Origin of the sequence: Propionicimonas sp. (assembly GCF_047606205.1) — a bacterium.
Taxonomy (GTDB): domain Bacteria; phylum Actinomycetota; class Actinomycetes; order Propionibacteriales; family Propionibacteriaceae; genus Propionicimonas.
The window spans coordinates 12,851-35,340 of record NZ_JASGES010000084.1; the positions used below are offsets into that span (position 1 = coordinate 12,851).

The following is a 22,490-nucleotide window of genomic DNA, read 5'->3' on the forward strand; positions in this document are numbered from 1 at the left end:
CCTGTGAATTGCCTTGGCAATCCAGGTTACCGTCTGGCAAACTACTCCCCGACTGGTAGACCGCTTGGGGGAGTAGGCACCGGTCCAGCCGATCCGGGGGGGATTGGCTGAGGGGATCTGGTCAGAGCCGGGGGGATCATGACCACTTTCAGTGCATACCTTGACGCACTCGCAGACAACGCGGACTCCAGGGCTCGTACGCGCAGGCACCGCGCGGCGACGCCCGCGGTGCAACACGCCATCCTGATCGCCATGGACGGGGTTCTGCTGACCCTGGCGCTCGTGTTCGCGTTCTACGCCAGGGGGATTCTGCCGTTCGCCGACGAGTTCAGCAGCCATATGCTGGTCGTCGGCCCGCTCCTCGTCCTGGTCTGGCTGAGCCTGCTGTGGGGTTTCGGCAGCTACCAGCTGCGCCACCAGCGGGCTGGAGCGACCGAGTACAAGCGGGTCGTGATGGCGTCGTTCACCATGACCGCCGCCGTCGGCATCACGAGCTACTTGTTGAAGGCCGAGTTCCCGCGCGGACTGTTCGTGCTCCTGTTCTCCGTCGGCACGGCCGCGCTGGTCGTGTCCCGCTTCGCCCGCCGACAGTTCATGCACGCCATCCACCGGAGGGGCGCGCTGCTCACTCCGGTCGCGGTCGCCGGGGACGCCGGCCACGTGGACGCGATCGCCAAGGTGCTGCGCCGCGAGTCCTGGCTCGGCTACCGGGTGGTGGGCGCCGTGACCGGCGATCGCAACGGGTCGACACCGGGCGGGCTTCCCGTGCTGGGCTCGACGGCAGAGACCGTCGCGGTCATCGAGGAGCACGACATCGCCACCGTGATCTTCGCCGAGGGTTCCTTCGCCACTCCCGCGGACTTCCGCAGGATGGCCTGGGAACTGGAGGAGAAGGACATCCAGATGATCATGGTGCCGACCCTGACCGACGTCAGCGCCCAGCGGCTCGACGTCCGGCCCGTCGCCGGGCTGCCGCTGGTCGACGTCGACCGCCCACAGGCGGTCGAGGCAGCCCGCTGGCTCAAGCGGGCCTGGGATGTCGTCGGCTCCGCCCTGATCCTGCTGCTGATCGCCCCGGTGATGGGGTTGGTTGCGCTCGCGATCAAGCTCGAGGACGGCGGTCCGGTGATGTTCCGTCAGCGCCGGGTCGGTCTGAAGGGCGAGGAGTTCGACTGCCTCAAGTTCCGCAGCATGTGCACCGATGCAGAGGCACGTCTGGCGGCGCTGATGGCCCAGAACGAAGGCTCCGGCCCTCTGTTCAAGATGACGCACGACCCGCGGATCACGCGGGTGGGCCGGTTCATCCGCCGGTTCTCCCTCGATGAACTCCCGCAACTGTGGAACGCCCTCCGCGGAGACATGAGCCTGGTCGGACCCCGCCCGGCACTGCCCACGGAGGTGGCTCAGTACGACTCCGACACGCGACGCCGGCTCGACGTCCGTCCGGGTCTGACCGGGCTGTGGCAGGTCTCCGGACGGTCAAACCTGTCCTGGGACGACACGGTCCGTCTCGACCTGTACTACGTCGACAACTGGTCGATGGTCCAGGACCTGATGATCCTGGCCAAGACCGCCAAGGCTGTCGTCGGCTCGTCGGGAGCCTACTGAGCACTCCGGTGGTGCCGGCAGTCCCCTCCCGGCACCACCGGTTCGACAGCGTGTGCCCATGCCCCGCATCGCCCCGTTCCCCGCGATTCGCTACGCCTCCGGCGCCGAGCTCTCGTCGCTCGGCCCGACCGTGCATCGCCCGTAAGCTCCGGCCGTTTCCCCGGGAGGGCAACTCCGGGAGGGCCGCCGGCCGGCTCAGGACCGGTCGACAAGCCGCCGCAGGTAGCCGCCGTAGCCGGACTTCTCCAGCTGGGCCGCGCGAGCCAGCAACTCCTCATCCGTAAGAAATCCAGCCCGCCAGGATGCTTCTTCAGGGCACCCGACCTGGAGACCCTGACGAGCCTGAAGGGTGCGGACGAACTCGCCGGCCTCGAGCAGCGAGTCGAAGGTGCCCGTGTCGAGCCAAGCCGTCCCGCGCGGCAGAATCGAAACTCCGAGTTCGCCGAGTTCGAGATAGGAGCGGTTCACGTCCGTGATCTCGTACTCTCCGCGAGAGGACGGGGCGAGATTGGCGGCGATGTCGGCCACCCGCTCATCGTAGAAATACAGGCCCGGCACCGCGTAGTTGGACTTCGGCTGGGACGGCTTTTCCTCAATACTGACCGCTCGACCATCGGCGTTCACCTCGACCACGCCGTACGCCGTCGGATCGGCCACCCAATAGCCGAAGATGGTAGCTCCGGACACCTCGGCGTTGGCACGCAATCGAGCGCCCAGTCCGCTGCCGTAGAAGATGTTGTCGCCGAGCACCAGACAGGACTTGTGGCCGCTCACGAAGTCGGCACCGATTGTGAACGCCTGCGCCAGCCCCCTGGGCTCCGGCTGGGTGGCGTAGCTGATGCTCGTGCCGAACTGGCTACCGTCCCCGAGCAGACGGACGAAAGCGTCCTGCTCGTGCGGGGTCGTGATCACCAACACCTCGCGGACGCCCGAGAGGATCAGCGTTGACAAGGGATAGTAGATCATCGGCTTGTCGTAGACCGGGACCAACTGCTTACTGGTTGCCATCGTGATCGGGTGCAGTCGGGTGCCAGAGCCGCCGGCCAGGATGATGCCACGCATGATGGGTAGTGTCGCACGGCTCGAATCCGCTCGCGTAGGATCGCGGGCCATGGCGGGATTACTGGTCACTGGCGGGGCCGGCTTCATCGGCACGAACTTCGTGCGCCTCGCGCTCGAGCAGCGCACCGACCACGTGACGGTGCTGGACGCGCTCACCTACGCCGCGAACCGCGCCTCGCTCGACGCTCTGGATCCGTCCCGGTTGACGCTCGTAGAAGGCTCGGTCTGTGACGCCGACCTCGTCGACCGGCTGGTCGCCGATCACGACGTGGTCGTGCACTTCGCCGCCGAGTCACACAACGACAACTCGCTGCGAGACCCGTCCCCCTTCATCCAGACCAACCTGGTCGGCACCTACACCCTGCTGGAAGCCGTCCGGAAACACCGCAGGCGCTACCACCACATCTCCACCGACGAGGTGTACGGCGACCTGGAACTGGACGACCCGACAAGGTTCACCGAGACGACCCCGTACAACCCGTCCAGCCCCTACTCCTCCACCAAGGCCGGATCGGACCTGCTGGTCCGGGCCTGGGTGCGCTCGTTCGGAGTGAGGGCGACGATCAGCAACTGCTCGAACAACTACGGGCCCTACCAGCACGTCGAGAAGTTCATCCCACGCCAGATCACGAACGTGATCGACGGCGTCCGCCCCAAGCTCTACGGCGCCGGCCTCAACGTGAGGGACTGGATCCACGTCGCCGACCACAACCTCGCCGTGCTGCGCATCCTCGAAGCCGGACAGATCGGCGAGACCTACCTGATCGGCGCCGACGGCGAGGAGGACAACAAGAGCGTCATCGAACTGATCCTCACTCTCATGGGTCAGCCGGCAGACGCCTACGAGCACGTGACCGACCGGCCCGGCCACGACCTGCGCTACGCGATCGATGCGAGCAAGCTCCGTACCGAGCTGGGCTGGACGCCGACCTACCGCGACTTCGAATCCGGGCTGGCGGCGACCATCGAGTGGTACCGCGCCAACGAGGCCTGGTGGCGTCCGGTGAAGCAGGCCACCGAGGCGAAGTACGCGGCCGTGGGTCAGTGAGCGAATGGATCGGGCAGGAGGATTCGAGGAATCTTCGCATCAGCGGCCGGGTCGGTGGTCTCGACAGGCTCGACCAGTCGGTCATCACCCGACCGACCGGTGATCAGTGGTTCACTGGTGTCCTGCCGCTGTGGCGAACGGGTTCCGGATTTCCACCCCGGCAATCCGTTGCCCGTCGTCGAGGTCCTCCGTCCAGAGAACCTCGCAGCCCAATGACGCGGCGCTCTGCACGACCATCGCATCCCACAGCGACACCTGCGAGTGCTCGGAGATGAGGGTCGCAGCGACCACCTCGTGCGTCAGCGGCGAGTGCACCTGCCATCGGCTCAGCACCTGGAGTCGCTCCCGAGCAACCTCTGGCGTCAGCGGCCGGGGCGACCTTGCGTACCGCGTTCACAGAGAACTCCCCGCGGCGTCCTGATCTGGATGACCGTCCGCGCCCGTCGTCTGGGTGGCGATACTCTCTCCCCCATGCCGGAACTTGCCGTGCGTCCCACCGAGATCCCGGGCCTGCTGGTTCTGGATCTGCCACTGCACGGCGACGACCGGGGCTGGTTCAAGGAGAACTGGCAGCGGACCAAGATGACGGCGCTCGGCCTGCCCGACTTCGGGCCGGTGCAGCACAGCGTCGCCTTCAACGCGGCGGCGGGCGTCACCCGCGGCTTCCACGCCGAGCCGTGGGACAAGCTCGTCTCCCTCGCCTCCGGACGCGTGTTCGGAGCCTGGGTCGACCTGCGGGCCGGGGACGGCTTCGGACGGGTGGTGAGCGTGGAACTCGGCCCCGACACCGCCGTGTTCGTGCCCCGGGGGGTGGCGAACAGCTACCAGACGCTGGAGCACGGCACGGTCTACTCCTACCTGGTCAACGAGCACTGGAGCCGTGAGGCGACCGCCGAGTACACCTACCTGAATCTCGCCGACGAAAGCGTCGCCGTCGCGTGGCCGATCCCGCTCGCCGAGGCCACCATCTCGGCCGCCGACGCCGCGCACCCGCGGCTCGCGGACGTCCGTCCGATGGAACCGCTGCGCACCGTCATCGTGGGCGCCAACGGCCAGCTCGGACGAGCGCTGCAGGCCCTCCTGCCCGGCGCCGAGTTGCTTGACCTGCCGGCATTCGACTGCAGCGACGTCGCCACGGTCGACGCCTACCTGTGGCGTGGGGTCGGCACCATCGTCAACGCGGCCGCGTACACCGCCGTCGACGTGGCCGAGACCCCGGAGGGCCGGCGCGCCTGCTGGGCGGCGAACGTGACCGGCGTGGCGAACCTGTGCCGGGTCGCTGCTGCGCACCGGGCCACGCTCGTCCACATCTCCAGCGACTATGTGTTCGACGGCACCGCAGAACTGCACACCGAGGACGAGGGGTTCAGCCCGCTCGGCGTCTACGGCCAGACCAAAGCGGCCGGGGACGCCCTCGTCGGTCAGCTCGCCCGCCACTATCTGGTCCGCACCAGCTGGGTGATCGGGGACGGGCGGAACTTCGTTCGCACGATGGCCGACCTCGCGGCCAGAGGAGTCCGCCCGACAGTCGTGGACGACCAGTTCGGCCGGCTCACGTTCACCACCGACCTGGCAGCGGGCATCGTTCACCTCTCAGGGTCGGGCGCCCCGTTCGGCACCTACAACCTGACCAACAGCGGCCCGGTCCAGACGTGGTGCGACATCGCCAGGGACGTGTTCGAACTGACCGGGCGTTCGCGCGAGGATGTCGGCGCCACCAGTACCGAGGACTACAACGCTGGAAAAGCGTCTGCTCCCCGACCGCGGCACAGCACCCTGGACCTGACGAAACTCGCCGGGGCCGGCTTCGAGCCACCGCCGGCGGCAGCGCGACTGGCTGAGTACCTCACCCGCAGGGCCTGATCTCTCCGCGGGCAGATGTGCCCTACAAGCCAACTGGTCGATGGTCCAGGACCTGATGATCCTGGCCAAGACCGCCAAGGCTGTCGTCGGCTCGTCGGGAGCCTACTGAGCACTCCGGTGGTGCCGGCAGTCCCCTCCCGGCACCACCGGTTCGATAGCGTGTGCCCATGCCCCGCATCGCCCCGTTCCCCGCGATTCGCTACGCCTCCGGCACCGACCTGCAGAAGGTGATCGCGCCGCCCTATGACGTGCTCTCGGCAGCAGACGTCGCAGGGCTCGCAGCGCTGGACGAGCACAACATCGTACGCATCGACGTACCCAGCGGGGACGAGGACCGCTACGACGGGGCCGCGCGCACGCTCAGCGACTGGCTGACAGAAGGCGTCCTCGTCCAGGACGGCGCCCCGTCCCTGACGATCTACCGGATGTCGTTCACCGACGCGACCGGCTCTGCCCGCACCATCGTCGGCGTGCTGTGCGGCCTGGAGGTCGTCGACGCCGGCGCCGGCGGCGTCCTGCCCCACGAGCGGACGACACCGAAGGCCGTCACCGACCGCCTGGATCTCACGCGGGCGACGGCCGCCAACCTGTCCCCGGTCTGGGGCCTGTCGCTGGCGCACGGGCTCACCGCTGCGCTCACCGAGCCGGGCGAACCCGTCGGCGACGTGGCCTTCGACGGCGTCGTCCACACCGTCGAGCGGATCAGCGACCCGGCGCGGATCGCGTCCATCGCACAGATCCTGGCGGCTGACGACGTCCTGATCGCCGACGGGCACCACCGCTACTCGATCTCCCGCACCTACCGCGACGAGGTCCGGGCGGCGACCGGACGCGACGACACCGAGGCCGAATTCACGCTCACCTTCGTCAACGAACTCGTCGCCGACCAGCTCAGCATCGAGGCGATCCACCGCGTGTACACCGGCCCGACCATCGACCAGCTGCGGGCGGACCTGGCCGGCAGCTTCGACCTCGAACCCGCCCCGGTGCCGACGCCCGCCCTGCTCGCAGACATGGTCCGGCTCGGACGCCTCGTCCTGCTGGCCCCGGACGGCTCGGCGGAGTGGCTCATCCCCAGGGACGGCGCGTTCAACGGCGTCCGTGCACTGGACGGGGCCTACCTCGAGCATGCCCTCGCCGGCTCCGCCGCCGAGGTGACCTACCAGCACGGCCTCGACGAGGTGCTCGACGTGGTCGGCTCGGGGCAGGTGACGGCAGGAGTCCTGATCCGGCCGACCTCGCTGGAGGAGATCCAGCGGACGGCCCGCGAAGGTCTGCTGATGCCGCCCAAGTCGACGTTCTTCACCCCGAAGCTGCGCACCGGGCTGGTGATTCGGCCGACCGCGAGGCTTCCGCGCGCCTGATCCCGGCGCCGGGGTCGCCGCGAGGGGCACCGTCCGCGTACGAGGGCCTGCGCTCGCCCTCGAATGCCCCTGCCCGGACAGGAGCCCCGGGCGCGAACCGTGGCCCTCAATGACGGCGGATGGCCCACGAACACGGTTGGTGCCGACGGCGTCACGGCCACTAGCCTTCCCTCAGACCCGACCCCCCGGAAGTGAGCAGTCCGTGCCCGAGATCAGCCTCACCGGCGCGGACCGCAACCGCCGCGCCGTCGCCCTCGGAGTGCTGGCGCTCGCTGCCGTCCTGAGTGTGGTCAACCAGGCCCACATGGTCGCGCTCGGCGGCGACAACTACCGCACCGCCGACTGGCTGATCAACTATGCGGGCGGGTTCGTGCGCCGCGGACTCTTCGGAGAACTCCTCCGTGTGTTCGGGCCCGGCGGGCAGGCGACCCTCTGGGTGCTCTTCGGCTTCCAGCTCGCGCTCTACGCGCCGGTGTTCTGGTTCGTGGTGAGCTACCTGTCCCGGCAGCGATGGTCCTGGCCGGCGCTCGCGTTGGCCTGCGGCCCTCTCTCGCTGCCGTTCATCGGCTGGGACCCCGGGGGCGGGTTCCGCAAGGAGATCATCGGGTTCCTCGCACTCGTGGTGCTCGCCAGCCTCCGGCTGCGTCCCCACCGGACCATCGCCCACTGGACGCTGGTCGGGGCGGCCGCGTTCCTGTGGGTGCTCGGCGTCCTCTCCTGGGAGCCCACAGCCCTGATGTTGCCGGCCGTCCTCCACCTGCTGCTGTCGTCGAACGACTGGCTTCCGCCACGGCCCCCACACGCCAGGGTGCTGGGGCTCGGCTTCGCCCTCGTCTCCCTGGCCGGTCTGGGGGCGTCAGTGCTCGCCCCCGGCTCGCCGGAGAAGGCAGCGGCGATCTGCGCCTCGCTCGTAGCCGGCGGCAACCCGACCCCGGATCCCTGTGCCGGAGCTGTCCTCGTCGTGGGCCAGAGTCTCTCCGACGGAATGGCCAACGTCGCCTCACTGTGGCCGATGTATGCCGGCTACCCGGTGGTCATGGTGATCGCGATGCTGCCCCTCCTTCTCTCCCCCTGGCTCGCCCGGAACTGGCGCTGGGCGCTGGCCGCGGCACTGGCCACCGCACCGCTGTACCTGGTTGCGATCGACTACGGACGCTGGGGCCACATCCTCTTCGTCGAACTCATGGTCTGCGTGATGCTGTGCCCCGCGGAGGCGATCGCATCGGCCCTGTGGAACCCCGTGTCGACCCTCCTGCTGGTGTGCTTCGCCGGCGTCCCGAACGCCGGCCCGATGAACGGCGGAACACGCTGGCCGCTGGAAGGGCTCCTCGGCACCGTCATCACCATGGTCCAGTTCGGAGTGTTCCTCGCCGGCACGTGAGGCAGGACCGCGGCGCACCGAGGCAGTGGCGTCCCGTTACCCGCCCGGGGCGCCGCCGGCGATCGCGGGTCGCGTCCTGACCGCGCCCGGGGATCGCAACGCCGCCGGGACGAGCCAGAGCACGAAGGCGAGCCTGGCGAGCGCCGCGTAGACCGTGATCCGCCCGCCCACGGCCATCAGGAAGGCCAGTTGAGTGTGCGACAGGACAGCCAGCCCGAGCCCCCAGAACAGGGCCAGGTCGATCGCCTGGAAGAGCACCAGCGAGCGCCAGCGAAAGCCGGCCAGGATCATCAGCGGCAGGACCCACAGCGCGTACTGGGGCGAAAAGACCTTGTTGAAAGCGAGGTAGGCGGCCAGTAGTGCGACGGCTGAGGGGAGCAGCGGAAAGCTGCCGACGCGTCGGGCGGTTCCCCAGCTGGCGACACCGACCAGCACGATCGCCGCACCGGTGCAGACCGTGGCGACAGCCATCCAGGTCGACGAGGCGACTCCCGGCAGCGCAATCCCGACGAAGTACCACAGCGAGATCGTGGAGGCGTCGATCGGCCGATTCGCCTGGAACGCGAAGGGCTGCCACCAGCCCGCCGGGTTGGCCAGCGCGAACGGGACGTTGACGAGAGCGACGACGCCGGCGGCAACCAGCGCTGCGGCCAGCGAACGGGCGAGCCGCCGCCGCGCGGAGGGCTGGGTGGGCCCCCGGCTGCCGAAGAGGAGCCACAGCGCCAGCGGCAGCACGAACAGCAGCGGGTAGAGCTTGAGCGCACCCCCCACCCCAAGGATCGCAGCGGCGCCGAGGTAGCGGGCGCGCCCCACCGTGACCGGGTCCCTGCCGAGAAGCAGCGCGAACGCCGCAACGGTGGTGAAGGCAGGCAGCGCGTCGTAGTTGTAGCTGAGGTAGTGCACCAGCACCGGGGACGCCGCCCAGAACCAGGCTCGCCGACCCTGGAAGTGCTCCAGCACGAGCGCGACACCGGCAGCGGCCGCCCCCATCAGCGCCGTGCTCAGCACCGCGAAGGCCGCATACGAACCGGGCAGGCTGAGCAGCCACATCAGCAGACCCGTCAGCACCGGGTACTCCACGGTCGTGGTGCCGCCGCTGGTGGACAGCGGTTGCAGGTAGGGAACGAGGTGTTCGCGCAGCCCCCGCTGGTCCCACATCACATACAGGTCCCCGTGGCAGCCGGGCACCACCTGCCACCAGCCGCTCACCTGATCGCCGAGGCACCCGGCCCGCAGGACGAAGCTGAGCACCGCGAGCAGCCCGACCACCAGGACCAGCAGCACCTGCCGCCTGTGTCGCACCGCGTCTCCCGTCCGCCGGCCGGCGGACGCGCCGGCGGGCCGAGCCTATCGGCAGGTCCGGGGGTGCCCGGTGACGCGCGGCGCGCTAGCCTTCCGGAATGCCCGAAGTTCCCTTTCCCGGCGTCGAACTGCGTCACAAGGGCGGCCACTACGCCGTGCTGGACAGCGGCGCCCAGGTGCTCTCCTGGAGCCCGCCCGGCCAGAACGCCGTCCTGTGGGTGAGCCCGGTAGCCGATTTCGAGCCCGGCGTCGTCGTGCGCGGCGGCGTCCCCGTCGTGTTCCCCTGGTTCGGTTCCGGCGTGTCCGGCGACCGCAGCCCGGCCCACGGCTTCGCCCGGACGGCGGCCTGGCGGCGCGGGGAGGTGGTCAACGACCTCTCGGCCACCGGCAGGCTGCAGGTCCGGCACACCCTCGAGGAGACCGGACTCGGCAGCGCGCCGTTCTCGGCCGTGCTCGACGTCACCTTCGCCCACGACCTGCTGACGATCTCGCTCACGGTCACCAACACCGGAACGGCGACGTTCAGCTACGAGGAGGCGCTGCACACCTACCTGGCCGTGGCGGACGTGACCGCGATCGGCATCGACGGGCTGGACGGGTGCGCCTACCTCGACAAGGCGGACGGCGCGGGCCCCGACGAGGTCCACCAGGACGGCACCGTGCGGTTCGACGACGAGGTGGACCGGGTCTACCGCCACACCGGCACGGCCGTCGTGACCGATCCGGGCTGGGCGCGGACGCTGACCGTCGGCAAGGACGGGTCGGCGAACACGGTCGTGTGGAACCCGGGGCCGGTGAAGGGCTCGGCGCTGGCCGACGTCGGCCGGTACTGGAGCGGCTTCGTGTGCGTCGAGGCCGGCAATGTCAGGGACGCGGCGATCAGCCTCGATCCGGGTGAACTGCACATCCTGACCCAGACCGTGGAGATCGCCTGACCGGTGACCGCGGCCGCCCCCGTGGTGACGCCCCTACGCAGAATTCTGTAGCCTGACCGTTGTTCAGCATCAGCGTCGAGGAGATGGCATGGCATCGCGCATCGAGAACCCGTCCTTCCGCAGCAAGGTCACCACGGCGGAGGAGGCGGCGAAGCTGATCAAGCACGGCATGAACGTCGGCTTCTCCGGCTTCACCGGTGCCGGGTACCCCAAGGAGGTGCCGGTCGCGCTCGCCGCCCAGATCAAGGAGGCCCACGAGCGCGGCGAGGAGTTCATGATCGGCATGTGGACCGGCGCGTCCACCGCCCCCGAACTGGACGGCGCCCTGGCCGAGGTGGACGGGGTCGCGTTCCGCACCCCGTACCAGTCCGACCCGATCATGCGGGCCAAGATCAACGCCGGCATCTCCGAGTACTCCGACATCCACCTCTCCCACCTCGCCCCGATGGTGTGGGAGGGCTTCCTCGGCAAGCTCGACATGGCCGTCGTGGAGGTGACCGCGATCGCGGAGGACGGCGAGCTCGTCCCGTCCTCGTCGGTCGGGAACAACAAGACCTACCTGCAGGAGGCCGAGCAGATCATCCTCGAGGTGAACAGCTGGCAGAGCCGCGACCTCGAGGGCATGCACGACATCTACTACCGCGCCGCCCTGCCCCCGAACCGGCTGCCGGTGCCGCTGACCCATCCCGGCGACCGGATCGGCCAGCGCAACTTCCGGGTCGACCCGAAGAAGATCGTCGCGATCGTCGAGACCGACGACGCCGACCGCAACACGCCGTTCAAGCCGCTGGACGACGACTCCCGCGCGATCGCGGAGAACCTGCTCGACTTCCTGGCCAATGAGGTCAAGCAGCACCGGCTCCCGAAGAACCTGCTGCCGCTCCAGTCCGGCGTGGGCAATATCGCCAACGCCGTGCTCGCCGGCCTGCTGGAGGGCCCGTTCGACTACCTGACCAGCTACACCGAGGTGATCCAGGACGGCATGGTCGACCTGATCGACTCCGGCAAGATGACGATCGCGTCGGCCACCGCCTTCTCACTCAGCCCGGAGTACGCGCACCGGATGAACGAACGCGCCAAGGACTACCGCTCGAAGATCATCCTGCGCCCGCAGGAGATCTCGAACCACCCCGAGATGATCCGCCGCCTCGGCGTGATCGCCTGCAACGGCATGATCGAGGCCGACATCTACGGCAACGTAAACTCCACCCACATCATGGGCTCCAAGATGCAGAACGGCATCGGCGGCTCGGCGGACTTCACCCGCAACGCCTACATCTCGGCGTTCGTCACCCCGTCCACCGCGAAGGGCGGCGCGATCTCCGCGATCGTGCCGATGGTCTCCCACCACGACCACACCGAGCACGACGTGCAGGTCCTGATCACCGAGCAGGGCCTCGCGGACCTGCGCGGCCTCTCGCCCAAGCAGCGGGCGAAGCTGATCATCGAGAACTGCGCGCACCCCGACTACCGGCCGATGCTCGAGGAGTACTACGAGCACTCCCTGAAGACGGCCAACGGTCTGCACACGCCGCACGACCTGCGCCAGGCGCACAGCTGGCACGTGCGGTTCCTCGAGACGGGAACGATGAAGGCCTGAGGGACGCCGGACGGCCCGCCGCACACGCGACGGGCCGTTGGCTGTCCGGGCGCCCTGCGCACAGACTCGACCGGATCTGCCCACTCGATCGCATTTCGGTGCTTCCTGTGGCCTGATGAGCTATCGAGTGCGCGAATCCGGTCAATGCCCCCGCAGGCGCAGAACCTCCCGAACGACCCGCACGACATAGTCGACGTCGTCGAGGTGCTCCCAGGTGAACCGGATCACCAGGTAGCCCGCGGCGATGTAGACGTTCTGCGTTTCGCGATCGCGGCGGAACTGGCCGGGCCGCTCGTGGGTCTCGCGTCCGTCGACCTCGATGATCACCCGCGCGGCTCGGAACCGGGCGTCGGGATGGAAGACGCAGCCACCGATGTCGAGTGGCCGATTGCTCACCCAGTCACGGAAGCCCGCCTCTCGCAGGATGCGATGCAGACGCAGTTCGGCGTACGACCACGGATTGTCCTGGCACGCGGCGATCGCCCGCACCCGCTCGGCCTGACCGCGGGACCCTGCCAAGGCGCGCGTGGCGAGGGCGAGCTCTTCGAAGGTGGCCAACCGGAGTCGCAGCATCTCGCAGGCGGAGCGACCGTCGTCCCGCGCGGCCAGTTCGGCGGCGGCGTAGGCCGGGGTGACGACTCGCAGCCCCATGGCCTCCCTCACGAAGTCGGGCGGCACCCTCCGGCGCACCACGACGACTCGGTGGCGCGACCGCAGGGTGGGATGGACGAGTCTCGCGGTGGAGTCTGCCAGCGAAGGCAGCCACAACCCGGCCGCCGACGTGTCATGGATGATGCCTGCCGGTGCCGACCACTGCGCCACTGCCCGCAACCAGGCGAGCGCGGACGTCTCCCCGGTGGCAATGAAGACCCCGGGGAGCGGGTTGGCGAGCAGCCCGGCGCGGGCAAGCCGTCGCATCGTGGGGCTCAGCGCCGGGTGAGCACGAGCGGTGATGACGCCCTGGTCCGCCAGAACCGCCTCGATCGTGGCACGCACGCCCGACATCCTCGGCAGCAGTGGCGTCGGGCGCTCACCCGTCCACAGGCCCAGCCCCACCCAATCCGGCTGTGCAAAAGGCAGAGCGCTCGGATTCGCGCACTCGATCGTCGCGGGACCCCATCACAGGGCGTCCCCGGATTCGACTGAGCAGATCCGAACCATGCGGGACGCAGCCGTCACCCGGCCACCGACCATGCGGCGCGCACTGCACCGGGGCCACTCCGGTGCCCACCGGTCATCCCGGCCCGGGATCCCCGCCGCGCACTGCGAAGCACGCCCGGGCATCCCGGCGTCTTGCCCGGGACGCCGGTTGGTGATCAGTTCGGCGTCTCCTCAGAAGCCCTGCACCTTCGCCGGGACCGACGAGTCGTGGAGTTGTCGCCGAGCTGGCCGACGCCGATGTCGCCCCAGCACTTGAGGGCCTTCATCGCGGTCAACGCGCAGGTGCCGATGCAGCTTCGTCGACTTGTCCAGGTCGTACACCGCCACTGCGGTGAGCCGTCGCGTGGTGGCGTCAGCCGAGCTCGCCGCAGCTGTCGTCGCCCAGCACCTGGCCTTGCCGCAGGTGGCCAGCGCGCAGGAACTGGTCCAGCCGGTCTTCGTCGACGCGATCTTCTTGGCGAGCCCGGAGGCCTGCACCGGCTTCGACGCGCCCGTCGTGGTGCCGTCGCCGAGCTGGCCGTAGGGTGTCGCCGCACCAGCCCAGCGCCTTGCCCCTGGTTGTCGTCGCACAGGCGTGCAGGTAGCCGGACGAGATCGACGCCATCCTGGGCGGGCGCGGGACTTCCGCGCGGCGCCCGCGGCGTCGGCACCCCCGCGGCCAGGACCACCGGGCACGCCAGCAGGAGCGTCACCGTCGTGTTGCCATCGCCCTACTCCCCCAGCCTTGAACTCCGACGTCGGCCGATGATTCTCCCGGTGGGGCCCGGGCGGGAGTGTTCATCGTCAGCACCCCTGCGTGGCGTCCCTGCCCGGTGGGGACGCGGACGTCGGACGCGGAAGGGCTGAGCCCGCGCCCGCGGACGCGAGCGCGACCCGGCGACGACGAGCCGCTCGAAGCTGCAGACCCGGCTGGCGCCTTGCCGGTCCCACGGTGGTGGGATCGGCAAGGCGCCACCTCACCGGACGGTCAGAACCCGTGCACCTTCACCGGGACCAGCGAGTCCGTCGAAGAGCCGTTCCCGAGCTGGCCGGCACTGTTGTCACCCCAGCACTTGACCGCCTTCTTGGCGGTGAGCGCGCAGGCGTTGAGGTAGCCGACGCTCACCTTGGTGGACTTGTCGAGGTTGTACACGGCGACCGGCGTCAGTCGGTTCGTCGTCGTGTTGTCACCCAGTTCACCGTCCGCGTTGTAGCCCCAGCACTTCGCCTTGCCCTTCGAGGTCAGCGCGCAGGAGCTCAGCCAGCCCGCCTTGGTGGAGGTGACCTTCGTGGTGAGCCCAGACACCTGCACCGGCTTGGTCGAGGCGGTCGTGGTGCCGTCGCCGAGTTGGCCGTTGCCGTTGTTGCCCCAGCACAGCGCCTTGCCCTTGGTCGTCGTCGCGCAGGTGTGGGTGTAGCCGGCCGAGAGCGACTTCGTCCCCGAGCCACGTCCGTACACCGCGACCGGGCTGGTCCGGGTGGTGGTGGTGTTGTCGCCGAGCTGGCCGTAGCCGTTGTAGCCCCAGCAGAAGGCCTTGCCCTTGGTACTGACCGCACAGGAGTGCGCGTTGCCGAGCGAGATCGAGGCGATCTTCGGCAGGCCCGGAATCTTCACCGGGGCGGAGGAGTTGGTGGTCGTGCCGTTGCCCAGTTGGCCGTAGGCGTTGTAGCCCCAGCACCACACCTTGCCGGACGTGGTCAGGGCGCAGGTGTGCTCGTATCCGAGCGAGATCGTCTTGACCTTGGTGAGCCCGTAGACCGCCACCGGCACCGACGAGCTCGTCGTGGTGTTGTCGCCCAGCTGGCCGTAGCCGTTGTAGCCCCAGCACCAGGCCTTGCCCTTGGTCGTCACCGCGCAGGAGTGGTAGCTGCCGGCGTCGACGGAAGCCAGCTTGGTCAGCCCGGACACCTTCACCGGCACCGAAGAACTGACCATGGTCCCGTTGCCGAGTTGTCCGCTCGAGTTGTAGCCCCAGCAGATCGCCTTGCGCGCCGTCGTGATCGCGCAGCTGTGGCCGTAGCCGGTGGACAGCGCGATCGCCTTGGTCGAGGCAGCCGCAGCCGTCACCTTCGACGGCGTGGCCTTCTGGATGGTGACCGAGCCGCGCTCGGCGATCGGTCCACCGTCGGTGACCGGAGGCGTCGGCCTTCCGGCAGCGATCGCATTGTCGGGCGCGCCCGTCGCTACGGCCGCGAGGACCGCCAGACACGCCAACAGGCGCGTCACCGTTCGTGGTGCCATTCTTCCACTCCCCTTTCGAGAACAGCCGTCAACGGCTGATGCTTCTCCCGTGGGAGCCCGCTCGGCAGTGCCTGATCATGGGCATTCCTGCGTAGCGGCGTCGGGGCGATCCGGCCAGACCGGGTCAGGGCAGCAGCACGGCCCGCAGTTCCGCCACCGTGTCCACCAGGAAGTCCGGCTCCGCGGCGACCAGGGCGTCCCGCTCGGCCGCTCCCCAGGACACCGCGATGGACGACATCCCCGCCGCCCTGGCCGCCAGGACGTCCACCACCGCATCGCCGACGTACGCCGCCTCACCGGGGCTGCGGCCGATCCGGGTGAGGGCGAGGAGCAGCGGCTCGGGATTCGGCTTGTGCACCGCGGTGTCGTCCATCGCCACCGTCACCGGCAGCCGTCCGGACAGGCCGGCGTGCTGCAAGGAGACCTCTGCGGAGGTTCGCCGCTTGGAGGTCGCCACACCGGTGAGGACGCCGGCCGCGCTCAACGCGTCCAGCAGCTCGGGAACTCCGTCGAACTCCTCGATCAGGTCGGGGAGGTGCTCGAGGTTCCAGGCGATGTAGGTGTCGATGAGCTCCTGCGCGTGGGCCGGATGCAGTCTGTGGAACGTGTCGTACAGCGTCTGACCGATCCAGCCACGCGCCTCATCATCCGTCGGCGTTTCGCCCAAGACCCTGTCCATCGCATGCCGGTAGGACGAGATAATGAGCGGGATGGTGTTCACCACGGTCCCGTCCAGATCGAAGACGACGCAGGGCCACCGAGGTTCGCACACGTCGCAAGAGGATACGACCCGGCCAGAGGAGGGACCGCAGGTGACCACCCAGGCGCCCCGACCGCGAGGACGGCGTCCCGGCCGGACCGACACCAGGGCCGCGATCCAGGCCGCGGCCCTCACCCTGTTCTCCGAGATGGGCTACGAGAAGGTCTCGCTGCGGGCGATCGCCCGCGCGGCCGATGTCGACCCCGCGCTGATCCACCACTACTTCGAGAACAAGGCCGACCTCTTCTCGCGGTCGGTGCTCGATCAGCCGATGGATGCCGACGCCGTGGTCCGGGCGATCCTGGACGGGCCGGTCGAGAGCATCGGCGAACGCACGGTCGCCGCGTTCCTGAACATCTGGGACCAGCCGGGCGCGAGCGAGCGGTTCACCGCGATGCTGCGCGCGGCAGTGACCGACCCCAATGCCCGCCGTCCGCTGTCGGAGTTCCTGGTCAGGGAGGTCCTGGGCAAGGTGGCGGAGCAACTCGGTCACCCCGACGCCCGGCTGCGCGCCCAGATCGGGATGAGTCAGGTGCTCGGGTTCGCCCTGGCCCGCAACATCCTCGAACTGCCCGCCCTGGTGAAGGCCCGCAACCCCGTCCTGATCACGGCACTGGGACGGGCCATGCAGGCCTGCCTGGTCGGGGCCTGAGCACCCTGACGTAGGCTGGGCCCCCGATCAGGAGGTGGCATGACCGAGCAGGACGTCGCACCGCGGCGAGCCGCGACCGACGAGCCGATCGCGGCCGACGAGCCGATTGCGGCGAATGAGCCGATTGCGGCCGGTGAGCCGATTGCGACCCTCGTCGCCCCATCCGCGCCCGTGCTCGGCGTCCCCGATGACCCGAGGACCGGCGAGCCGCGGATCCCCTGGACGGTGCGGATCGCGAGCAGCCTGTGCTACCTCGCGGTCGCCAACGTCGTCGGCGCCCTGCTGTGGGTGTACTGGAACGCCGTACCGAAGGAGCGGTTCGCCGAGGCGTCCTGGCTGATGGGCCAGTTCGTCACCGAGCCGGGTTCGCTCGAGCGGGTGCTGCTGGCCGTCGCCGTGACGGTGATCGCGCTGCTCATCGCCGTGCCGGTGGCGATCACCGGCTACTACGCGTGGACCGGGTACCGCTGGACCCGGGTCTCGGCGATCATTGGCGCAGCGCTCGGCCTCGGCGTCCTCACGCTGAACGTCTACGCCTGGCCGACCATCCTGTGGACGATCGCGGCAGCGGTCCTGCTGTGGACTCCCCCGGCCGGCCGCTACTTCGTCGCCTGGTGGGCGCGTCGCCACCCCCAGCAGTTCTTCGCGCCGCCCACGACCAACGTCTACTACGGCCCTCTCCCCCGCTACCGCCGCGACTGACCGTCCCGCCGTCGAGCCGCCCTGAACGGGGACCGTGCCGAACGGGAACGGGGACAGACCAGCGAACGGGAAAGGAACCGTCCCCGTTCCATCCGGGGGACGGTTCCTTTCCCGTTCAGGGGACCGTCCCCTTTTCCGTTCAGGGGACGGTTCTTTTCCCGTTCAGGGGACCGTCCCCTTTTCCGTTCAGGGAACGGTTCCTTTCCCGTTCAGGGGACCGTCCCCTTTTCCCGATCGGGGGACGGTTCTTTTCCCGTTCGGGGGACCGTCCCCTTTTCCGTTCAGGGGACGGTTCTTTTCCCGTTCAGGGGACCGTCCCTCTTCCGTTCAGGACAGGCGGGACGGTGCCGACGGGGTCGGTCAGGGCTCCAGGGGGAGCAGGAGAGCGCCGGCGTGGGGCGGGAGCGCGACGGACGAACCGGCGAGGCGGGCACCGGACGGGGTGGTCCAGCGAAGCTGATGGCGTCCACCGAGCTCGACGACGGCCTCCTGCTCGCCGAAGTTCACCACCACGGCGAGTCCGGCGCGGCGCATCAGGAACCAGCGCGCCTCCGCGTCCACCTCACACGTCGTGCGGGACAGGGTGGGGTTGGTCAGCTCCGCGTACGTGCGGCGCAGTGCGATCAGCTCGCGATAGGCGTCCAGCACCACCCGGTGCCGGCCCTCATCGCGTTCCGACCAGTCCAGCTTCGCCGCACCGAAGGTCGCCGGGTCCTGCGGGTCGGGGACCGCGTCGGTGTCCCACGCCATCCGGGCGAACTCGGCCACCCTCCCCTCGGTCACGGCGGAGGCCAGGTCCGCCTCCGGATGCCCGGAGAAGAACGGGAACGGGGTGCTCGCCGCCCACTCCTCCCCCATGAAGAGCATCGGGGTGAACGGCGAGGTCAGCGTCACCAGTGCCGCACACGCCAGCTGGTCGTCGTCCAGCTTCTCGGCCGGACGGTCGCCGCGCGCCCTGTTTCCGACCTGGTCGTGGTCGCTCGCGCACACCACCAGCCGCCACCCCGGCGTCGCGGGCGGAAGCGGTGCACCGTGATCACGCTCGCGGAAGCTCGACCAGCCCCCGTCGTGGAAGAAGCCGCCCTCGCACACCTTCGCCAGGGCGGTCAGGGACGCGAAGTCCGCGTAGTAGCCGTCGGTCTCGCCGGTGAGGGCCACGTGCAGCGCGTGGTGGAAGTCGTCGCTCCACTGCGCGTCGACGCCGTACCCGCCCGCCTCCCGCGGCGCCACCAGGCGAGGGTCGTTCTGGTCGGACTCGGCGATCAGCGTCAGCGGACGCCGCAGGTGCGCGGACAGGTCCGCGGCGACCAGGCCCAGCTCCTCGAGGATATGCGTCGGCGAGGAGTCCGTCATCGCGTGCACCGCGTCCAGGCGCAGCGCGTCCACGTGCATGTCGACGAACCAGTGCCGCAGGTTCTCCGCGAGCAGCGCCCGCACCTGCTCCGAGCCCGGGCCGTCGAAATTGATCCGCGTCCCCCAGCCGCTCTCCTCGCCCTCCAGCAGGTACGGCCCGAAGGCAGGAAGGTAGTTCCCGCTGGGGCCGAGGTGGTTGTACACGACGTCCTGCACGACGGCCAGCCCGTGCCGGTGGCAGGCGTCGACCAGGCGCCGATACGCGTCCGGCCCGCCGTAGGCCTCGTGGACGCTGAACCAGGACACCCCGTCGTAGCCCCAGCCCCGGTCGCCGTTGAACGCGTTCACCGGCATCAACTCGACGAAGTCGACGCCGAGCTCCTTCAGCTCCGGCAGCCGGGCGATCGCGGCGTCCAGCGTGCCCTCCGGCGTGAACGTGCCGACGTGCAGCTCATAGATCACCGATCCGGCGAGCGCCCGTCCCGTCCAGCCCTGGTCGTGCCAGGCGAACCCTGCCGCATCGAAGGTCCGGGACAGCCCGTGGACGCCGTACGGCTGCCAGCGGCTGCGCGGGTCGGGCAGTGGCGTCGGGTTGCCGTCGACCAGGTAGCCGTAGTCGACCCGGCCCAGCGGCTCGGGCTCGTCGGGCGTCCACCAGCCGTCCGGCGCCTTCACCATCGAGACGATGCGGTCGGCGACCTGCAGCCGGACGCGTTCGGGCCGCGGCGCCCACACGTCGAAGCGACCACGCTCTCCCGCCCGCCGCTCCTCCCGGACGAGCAGCGCCACCGGGTATTGGGCGAACACGTCGGCCAGCAGCACCGCGCCGCGCTCGTCGCCGGTGATCCTCCGCCCGGAGACGAGGTCGCGCCAGCGCCCCTCCGGCACCGCGATCCAGGTGCCGCGCCAGCCCCCCGAGGCCTGCAGCCCGACCGGGAGCCTGGTGGCCAGGGCGATCGCCCCGCCGCGGTTGTAGCCGAGCAGGTGGCCCGATGCGGGGCCGTTGGCGAAGATCGGGGTGTAGCCGGTGAACAGCTCGGGATGGTCGCGGCGCAGGCGCAGTGCCTGGTGGGTGAGCAGCAGCTTCACCACGCCGGAGTCGTCCACCGACCCGGTGAGCTGTGGACGGGCGCCCGTACGGACCCGGGCGAGCAACTCGGCCCTCCGGCCGAAATCAACGGGCCGGCGGTTGTCCGGGTCGACGAGGTTGAGTTCCCACAGCTCGCTGCCCTGGTACACATCGGGGATCCCCGGGAGGGTGAGGTCGAGCAGCTTCGCGGCGAGAGAGTTGCTCTGGCCGGGCGCGACGATGGCGTCCAGGACGCGTTGCAGGACCGCCGCCACGGCCGGATCGTCGAACGCCGCGTCCACACAGGCCTGAATGGCACCCTCGTAGCCGGCGTCCGGAGAGGTCCACGCGGTGTGCTCGCCGGCCTCCCGCATGGCCTTCTCCGCGTAGGCGTGCAGGCGCTGGCGGTCGGCCGGCCACACCCCGACGATCGCCTGCCACAGCAGGTTGCCGAAGCCCGCGTCCGGGATCCCGACCAGCGCGAACAGCTCCGCCAGGGCGTCCGCCCACAGCTCCGGCAGCTCCGACAGCACACTGATCCTGGCCCGGGTGCCCTCTCCACGCTTGGTGTCGTGGGTGGTTCCTGCGTTCATGGCGAGCGGCCATTCGAGCTGGCGGGTGAGCATCTGCTCGTGGAACTCCTCCACCCCGACGCTGAACAGGCTGGGGTCTCCGCCCACCTCGTTCAGTGAGGTCAGCCGCGCCCAGCGGTAGAACGCCCCGTCCTCGACACCCTTCGCCATCACCATCCCGGACGTCTGCTGGAACCGCTGGGCAGGGGCGGACGCGCCGTCGGCGAGCACGGGATACAGGACGTCCAGCATGCCGCCCAGGTCGGGGCGATGCTCCCAGGCGAAGCCGAACGCCCTGTCCAGGTGCTCACGGCCCTCCGGGAGGTAGGAGCGGTAGACCTCGAAGTCGGCCAGCACCTCCGCGATCGCGTCGACGAGCTTCTCGAAGTCGGGCTCGTCCGCGGCGTCCAGGCCGGCCATCACCTCGCGCGCGATCCTGCGCACCTCCGAGTTGAGGATGCCCTCGGCGACCGCCAGCTTGCCGGCGTGGACGAGCCGGTCCCACTCCACGCGGCGTCCGCGCAGCCGGTCCTCCAGCTCGGTCAGCCGAGTCTCGCCGGCCGGGTCGACCAGCACCCGGTCGACCAGAGCCATTGCGTCGTAGCCGGTGCTGCCCACCGTGGCCCAGGTGGACGGAAGTTCCTCGAGGTCGGCCCGCGGACCGTCGCCCTTGATCGAGAGGATCTTCTCCACCCACACCGGTGCGCCACCGGTCAGGGTGGCGAGGTCGTCGAGGTACTTGCCGGGGTCGCGCAGACCGTCGGGGTGGTCGACCCGCAGGCCGTCCACCAGGCCCTCGTCGAACCAGCGCCGGATCTCGGCGTGCGACTTCGCGAACCACTCCGGGTCCTCGACCCGGATCGCCACGAGGGTGTTGATCGCGAAGAAGCGCCGGTAGTTCAGCGTCCGGTCGGCTTCGCGCCAGCCGACCAGCTCGTAGTGCTGACGGGCGTGCACGGCGTTCGGGTCCTCGTCGCCGCCGCGGGCGGTGTCCGGTGCCAGCGGGAACCGCTGGTCGTGGTAGTGCAGCTCTCCGCCGAGCACCTGCAGGTTCGCGATCCGTCCACCTTCGAGCAGGTCCGCGTCCCCCACGACCGGGATCCGCAGCCTGCCCCCGCCCGCCGCCCAGTCGATGTCGAAGGCCGACGCGTAGGGCGACTCCTTGCCGTGGGTGAGGACGTGCCACCACCACTCGTTCTCCCACGGCCGGGCCACGCCGACGTGGTTCGGGACGATGTCGACCAGCACACCCATCCCGAGCCGGCGCGCCTCCGTGGCCAGCGCCGCCAGACCGGACGCGCGGCCGCGGGAGGGGTCGATCGCCCGGTGGTCGGAGACGTCGTAGCCGTGCTCGCTGCCCGACTCCGAGGCCAGCAGGGGCGAGAGATACACCCAGTCGACCCCGAGTTCGTGCAGATAGGCCAGCGTCTTGGCGGCCGCGACGAGGTCGAACTCCTCGGTGATCTGCAGCCGGTACGTGCTCGTGGGGGTACGCATCGATTCTGACGATACCCAAGACCGGGCAACCCGACCCGGAGTCCCGCGACGCGCGGGCTGGGGTGGGGTGGGCGTCCGGGCTGGCCGCGCGGGTTGGCGCCGGGAATGGCGGCGGCAGAGGGCCTGCCGCTTGTCGGCTCTGCGCGCTGTCGTCGTGCCCCGGTGTCGTGGACCAGATTGGGGACGGACAGCCATCCCTGACCCGGCCCGGACGGCGACCGGGGAACGGCCGCCGCCAGACTCCGGCCGCGGACCGAGTAGAGAACCGTCCCCGACTCGGTCCGGAAGGGGCAGTCGCGGACCGAGTAGAGAACCGTCCCCAACTCGGTCCGGACAGCCA

Annotated in this window: 17 protein-coding genes; 10 read left to right on the forward strand and 7 right to left on the reverse strand. The window is 69.8% G+C overall.

All coding sequences use genetic code 11. The features are described 5' to 3' along the window. Positions 1–252: 252 nt before the first annotated feature. Positions 253–1,608 carry a sugar transferase gene (locus tag QM633_RS05640; RefSeq protein ID WP_415152755.1) on the forward strand — a complete coding sequence of 452 codons (1,356 nt, stop codon included), beginning with the start codon at positions 253–255 and terminating at the stop codon, positions 1,606–1,608. A gap of 195 nt (positions 1,609–1,803) precedes the next feature. On the opposite strand, the gene rfbA is transcribed toward QM633_RS05640, so the two are convergent. Further along, positions 1,804–2,670, reverse strand: coding sequence for a glucose-1-phosphate thymidylyltransferase RfbA (gene rfbA / locus QM633_RS05645; RefSeq protein ID WP_415152756.1), 867 nt, complete (start codon positions 2,668–2,670; stop codon positions 1,804–1,806). Positions 2,671–2,719: 49 nt separating this feature from the next. On the opposite strand from rfbA, the gene rfbB reads away from it, so the two are divergent. Further along, positions 2,720–3,718 carry a dTDP-glucose 4,6-dehydratase gene (rfbB, locus tag QM633_RS05650; protein ID WP_415152757.1) on the forward strand — a complete coding sequence of 333 codons (999 nt, stop codon included), beginning with the start codon at positions 2,720–2,722 and terminating at the stop codon, positions 3,716–3,718. Between the two features lie 111 nt (positions 3,719–3,829). Here the strand turns inward: rfbB and QM633_RS05655 are convergent, their stop codons facing one another. Then, the gene (locus QM633_RS05655) at positions 3,830–4,051 is read right to left on the reverse strand and encodes a hypothetical protein (protein WP_415152758.1); all 222 of its coding nucleotides are present in this window, start codon (positions 4,049–4,051) and stop codon (positions 3,830–3,832) included. Positions 4,052–4,189: 138 nt separating this feature from the next. On the opposite strand from QM633_RS05655, the gene QM633_RS05660 reads away from it, so the two are divergent. From QM633_RS05660 to QM633_RS05670, 3 genes are all read left to right on the forward strand, one after another. Next, complete coding sequence (locus QM633_RS05660; RefSeq protein ID WP_415152759.1) at positions 4,190–5,581, forward strand: sugar nucleotide-binding protein; 1,392 nt, start codon at positions 4,190–4,192, stop codon at positions 5,579–5,581. Between the two features lie 167 nt (positions 5,582–5,748). After that, positions 5,749–6,945 carry a DUF1015 family protein gene (locus QM633_RS05665; RefSeq protein WP_415152760.1) on the forward strand — a complete coding sequence of 399 codons (1,197 nt, stop codon included), beginning with the start codon at positions 5,749–5,751 and terminating at the stop codon, positions 6,943–6,945. 202 nt (positions 6,946–7,147) lie between these two features. Then, positions 7,148–8,326 carry a hypothetical protein gene (locus tag QM633_RS05670; protein WP_415152761.1) on the forward strand — a complete coding sequence of 393 codons (1,179 nt, stop codon included), beginning with the start codon at positions 7,148–7,150 and terminating at the stop codon, positions 8,324–8,326. 36 nt (positions 8,327–8,362) lie between these two features. Here the strand turns inward: QM633_RS05670 and QM633_RS05675 are convergent, their stop codons facing one another. Then, positions 8,363–9,628, reverse strand: a complete 1,266-nt coding sequence (locus QM633_RS05675; protein WP_415152762.1) for a hypothetical protein — start codon at positions 9,626–9,628, stop codon at positions 8,363–8,365. Positions 9,629–9,726: 98 nt separating this feature from the next. On the opposite strand from QM633_RS05675, the gene QM633_RS05680 reads away from it, so the two are divergent. Both QM633_RS05680 and QM633_RS05685 read left to right on the forward strand, forming a co-directional pair. Then, entirely contained in the window at positions 9,727–10,563 is an 837-nt protein-coding gene (locus tag QM633_RS05680; protein ID WP_415152763.1) for a D-hexose-6-phosphate mutarotase, read from the forward strand. A gap of 88 nt (positions 10,564–10,651) precedes the next feature. After that, positions 10,652–12,163: an acetyl-CoA hydrolase/transferase family protein gene (locus QM633_RS05685; protein ID WP_415152764.1), complete on the forward strand. Its 1,512-nt coding sequence runs from the start codon at positions 10,652–10,654 to the stop codon at positions 12,161–12,163. Positions 12,164–12,304: 141 nt separating this feature from the next. On the opposite strand, the gene QM633_RS05690 is transcribed toward QM633_RS05685, so the two are convergent. After that, positions 12,305–13,159, reverse strand: coding sequence for an endonuclease domain-containing protein (locus QM633_RS05690; protein ID WP_415152765.1), 855 nt, complete (start codon positions 13,157–13,159; stop codon positions 12,305–12,307). A 511-nt stretch (positions 13,160–13,670) separates the two neighbouring features. On the opposite strand from QM633_RS05690, the gene QM633_RS05695 reads away from it, so the two are divergent. Continuing rightward, on the forward strand, positions 13,671–13,847 hold the full coding sequence (locus QM633_RS05695; RefSeq protein WP_415152766.1) for a hypothetical protein: 177 nt from the start codon (positions 13,671–13,673) through the stop codon (positions 13,845–13,847). 444 nt (positions 13,848–14,291) lie between these two features. Here the strand turns inward: QM633_RS05695 and QM633_RS05700 are convergent, their stop codons facing one another. Together QM633_RS05700 and QM633_RS05705 are read right to left on the reverse strand one after the other, a co-directional pair. Then, positions 14,292–15,530: an RCC1 domain-containing protein gene (locus QM633_RS05700; protein ID WP_415152767.1), complete on the reverse strand. Its 1,239-nt coding sequence runs from the start codon at positions 15,528–15,530 to the stop codon at positions 14,292–14,294. Positions 15,531–15,669: 139 nt separating this feature from the next. Then, on the reverse strand, positions 15,670–16,365 hold the full coding sequence (locus tag QM633_RS05705) for an HAD family hydrolase (RefSeq protein WP_415152768.1): 696 nt from the start codon (positions 16,363–16,365) through the stop codon (positions 15,670–15,672). Here QM633_RS05705 and QM633_RS05710 point away from each other — a divergent pair. Continuing rightward, complete coding sequence (locus QM633_RS05710) at positions 16,358–16,957, forward strand: TetR/AcrR family transcriptional regulator (RefSeq protein ID WP_415152769.1); 600 nt, start codon at positions 16,358–16,360, stop codon at positions 16,955–16,957. The genes QM633_RS05705 and QM633_RS05710 overlap by 8 nt on opposite strands. Before the next feature lie 39 nt (positions 16,958–16,996). Next, positions 16,997–17,659 carry a hypothetical protein gene (locus QM633_RS05715; protein WP_415152770.1) on the forward strand — a complete coding sequence of 221 codons (663 nt, stop codon included), beginning with the start codon at positions 16,997–16,999 and terminating at the stop codon, positions 17,657–17,659. A gap of 360 nt (positions 17,660–18,019) precedes the next feature. Here the strand turns inward: QM633_RS05715 and treY are convergent, their stop codons facing one another. Continuing rightward, positions 18,020–22,150, reverse strand: a complete 4,131-nt coding sequence (gene treY, locus QM633_RS05720; protein WP_415152771.1) for a malto-oligosyltrehalose synthase — start codon at positions 22,148–22,150, stop codon at positions 18,020–18,022. Between the last annotated feature and the right edge of the window lie 340 nt (positions 22,151–22,490).

What these genes read in the sequence shown, in the direction of transcription:
- QM633_RS05680 (WP_415152763.1), top strand. Translation starts at nt 9,727, where the DNA reads ATGCCCGAAGTTCCCTTTCCCGGCGTCGAACTGCGTCACAAGGGCGGC.
- treY (WP_415152771.1), bottom strand. Translation starts at nt 22,150, where the DNA reads ATGCGTACCCCCACGAGCACGTACCGGCTGCAGATCACCGAGGAGTTC.
- rfbA (WP_415152756.1), bottom strand. Translation starts at nt 2,670, where the DNA reads ATGCGTGGCATCATCCTGGCCGGCGGCTCTGGCACCCGACTGCACCCG.
- QM633_RS05640 (WP_415152755.1), top strand. Translation starts at nt 253, where the DNA reads ATGGACGGGGTTCTGCTGACCCTGGCGCTCGTGTTCGCGTTCTACGCC.
- QM633_RS05660 (WP_415152759.1), top strand. Translation starts at nt 4,190, where the DNA reads ATGCCGGAACTTGCCGTGCGTCCCACCGAGATCCCGGGCCTGCTGGTT.
- rfbB (WP_415152757.1), top strand. Translation starts at nt 2,720, where the DNA reads ATGGCGGGATTACTGGTCACTGGCGGGGCCGGCTTCATCGGCACGAAC.
- QM633_RS05685 (WP_415152764.1), top strand. Translation starts at nt 10,652, where the DNA reads ATGGCATCGCGCATCGAGAACCCGTCCTTCCGCAGCAAGGTCACCACG.
- QM633_RS05665 (WP_415152760.1), top strand. Translation starts at nt 5,749, where the DNA reads ATGCCCCGCATCGCCCCGTTCCCCGCGATTCGCTACGCCTCCGGCACC.
- QM633_RS05715 (WP_415152770.1), top strand. Translation starts at nt 16,997, where the DNA reads ATGACCGAGCAGGACGTCGCACCGCGGCGAGCCGCGACCGACGAGCCG.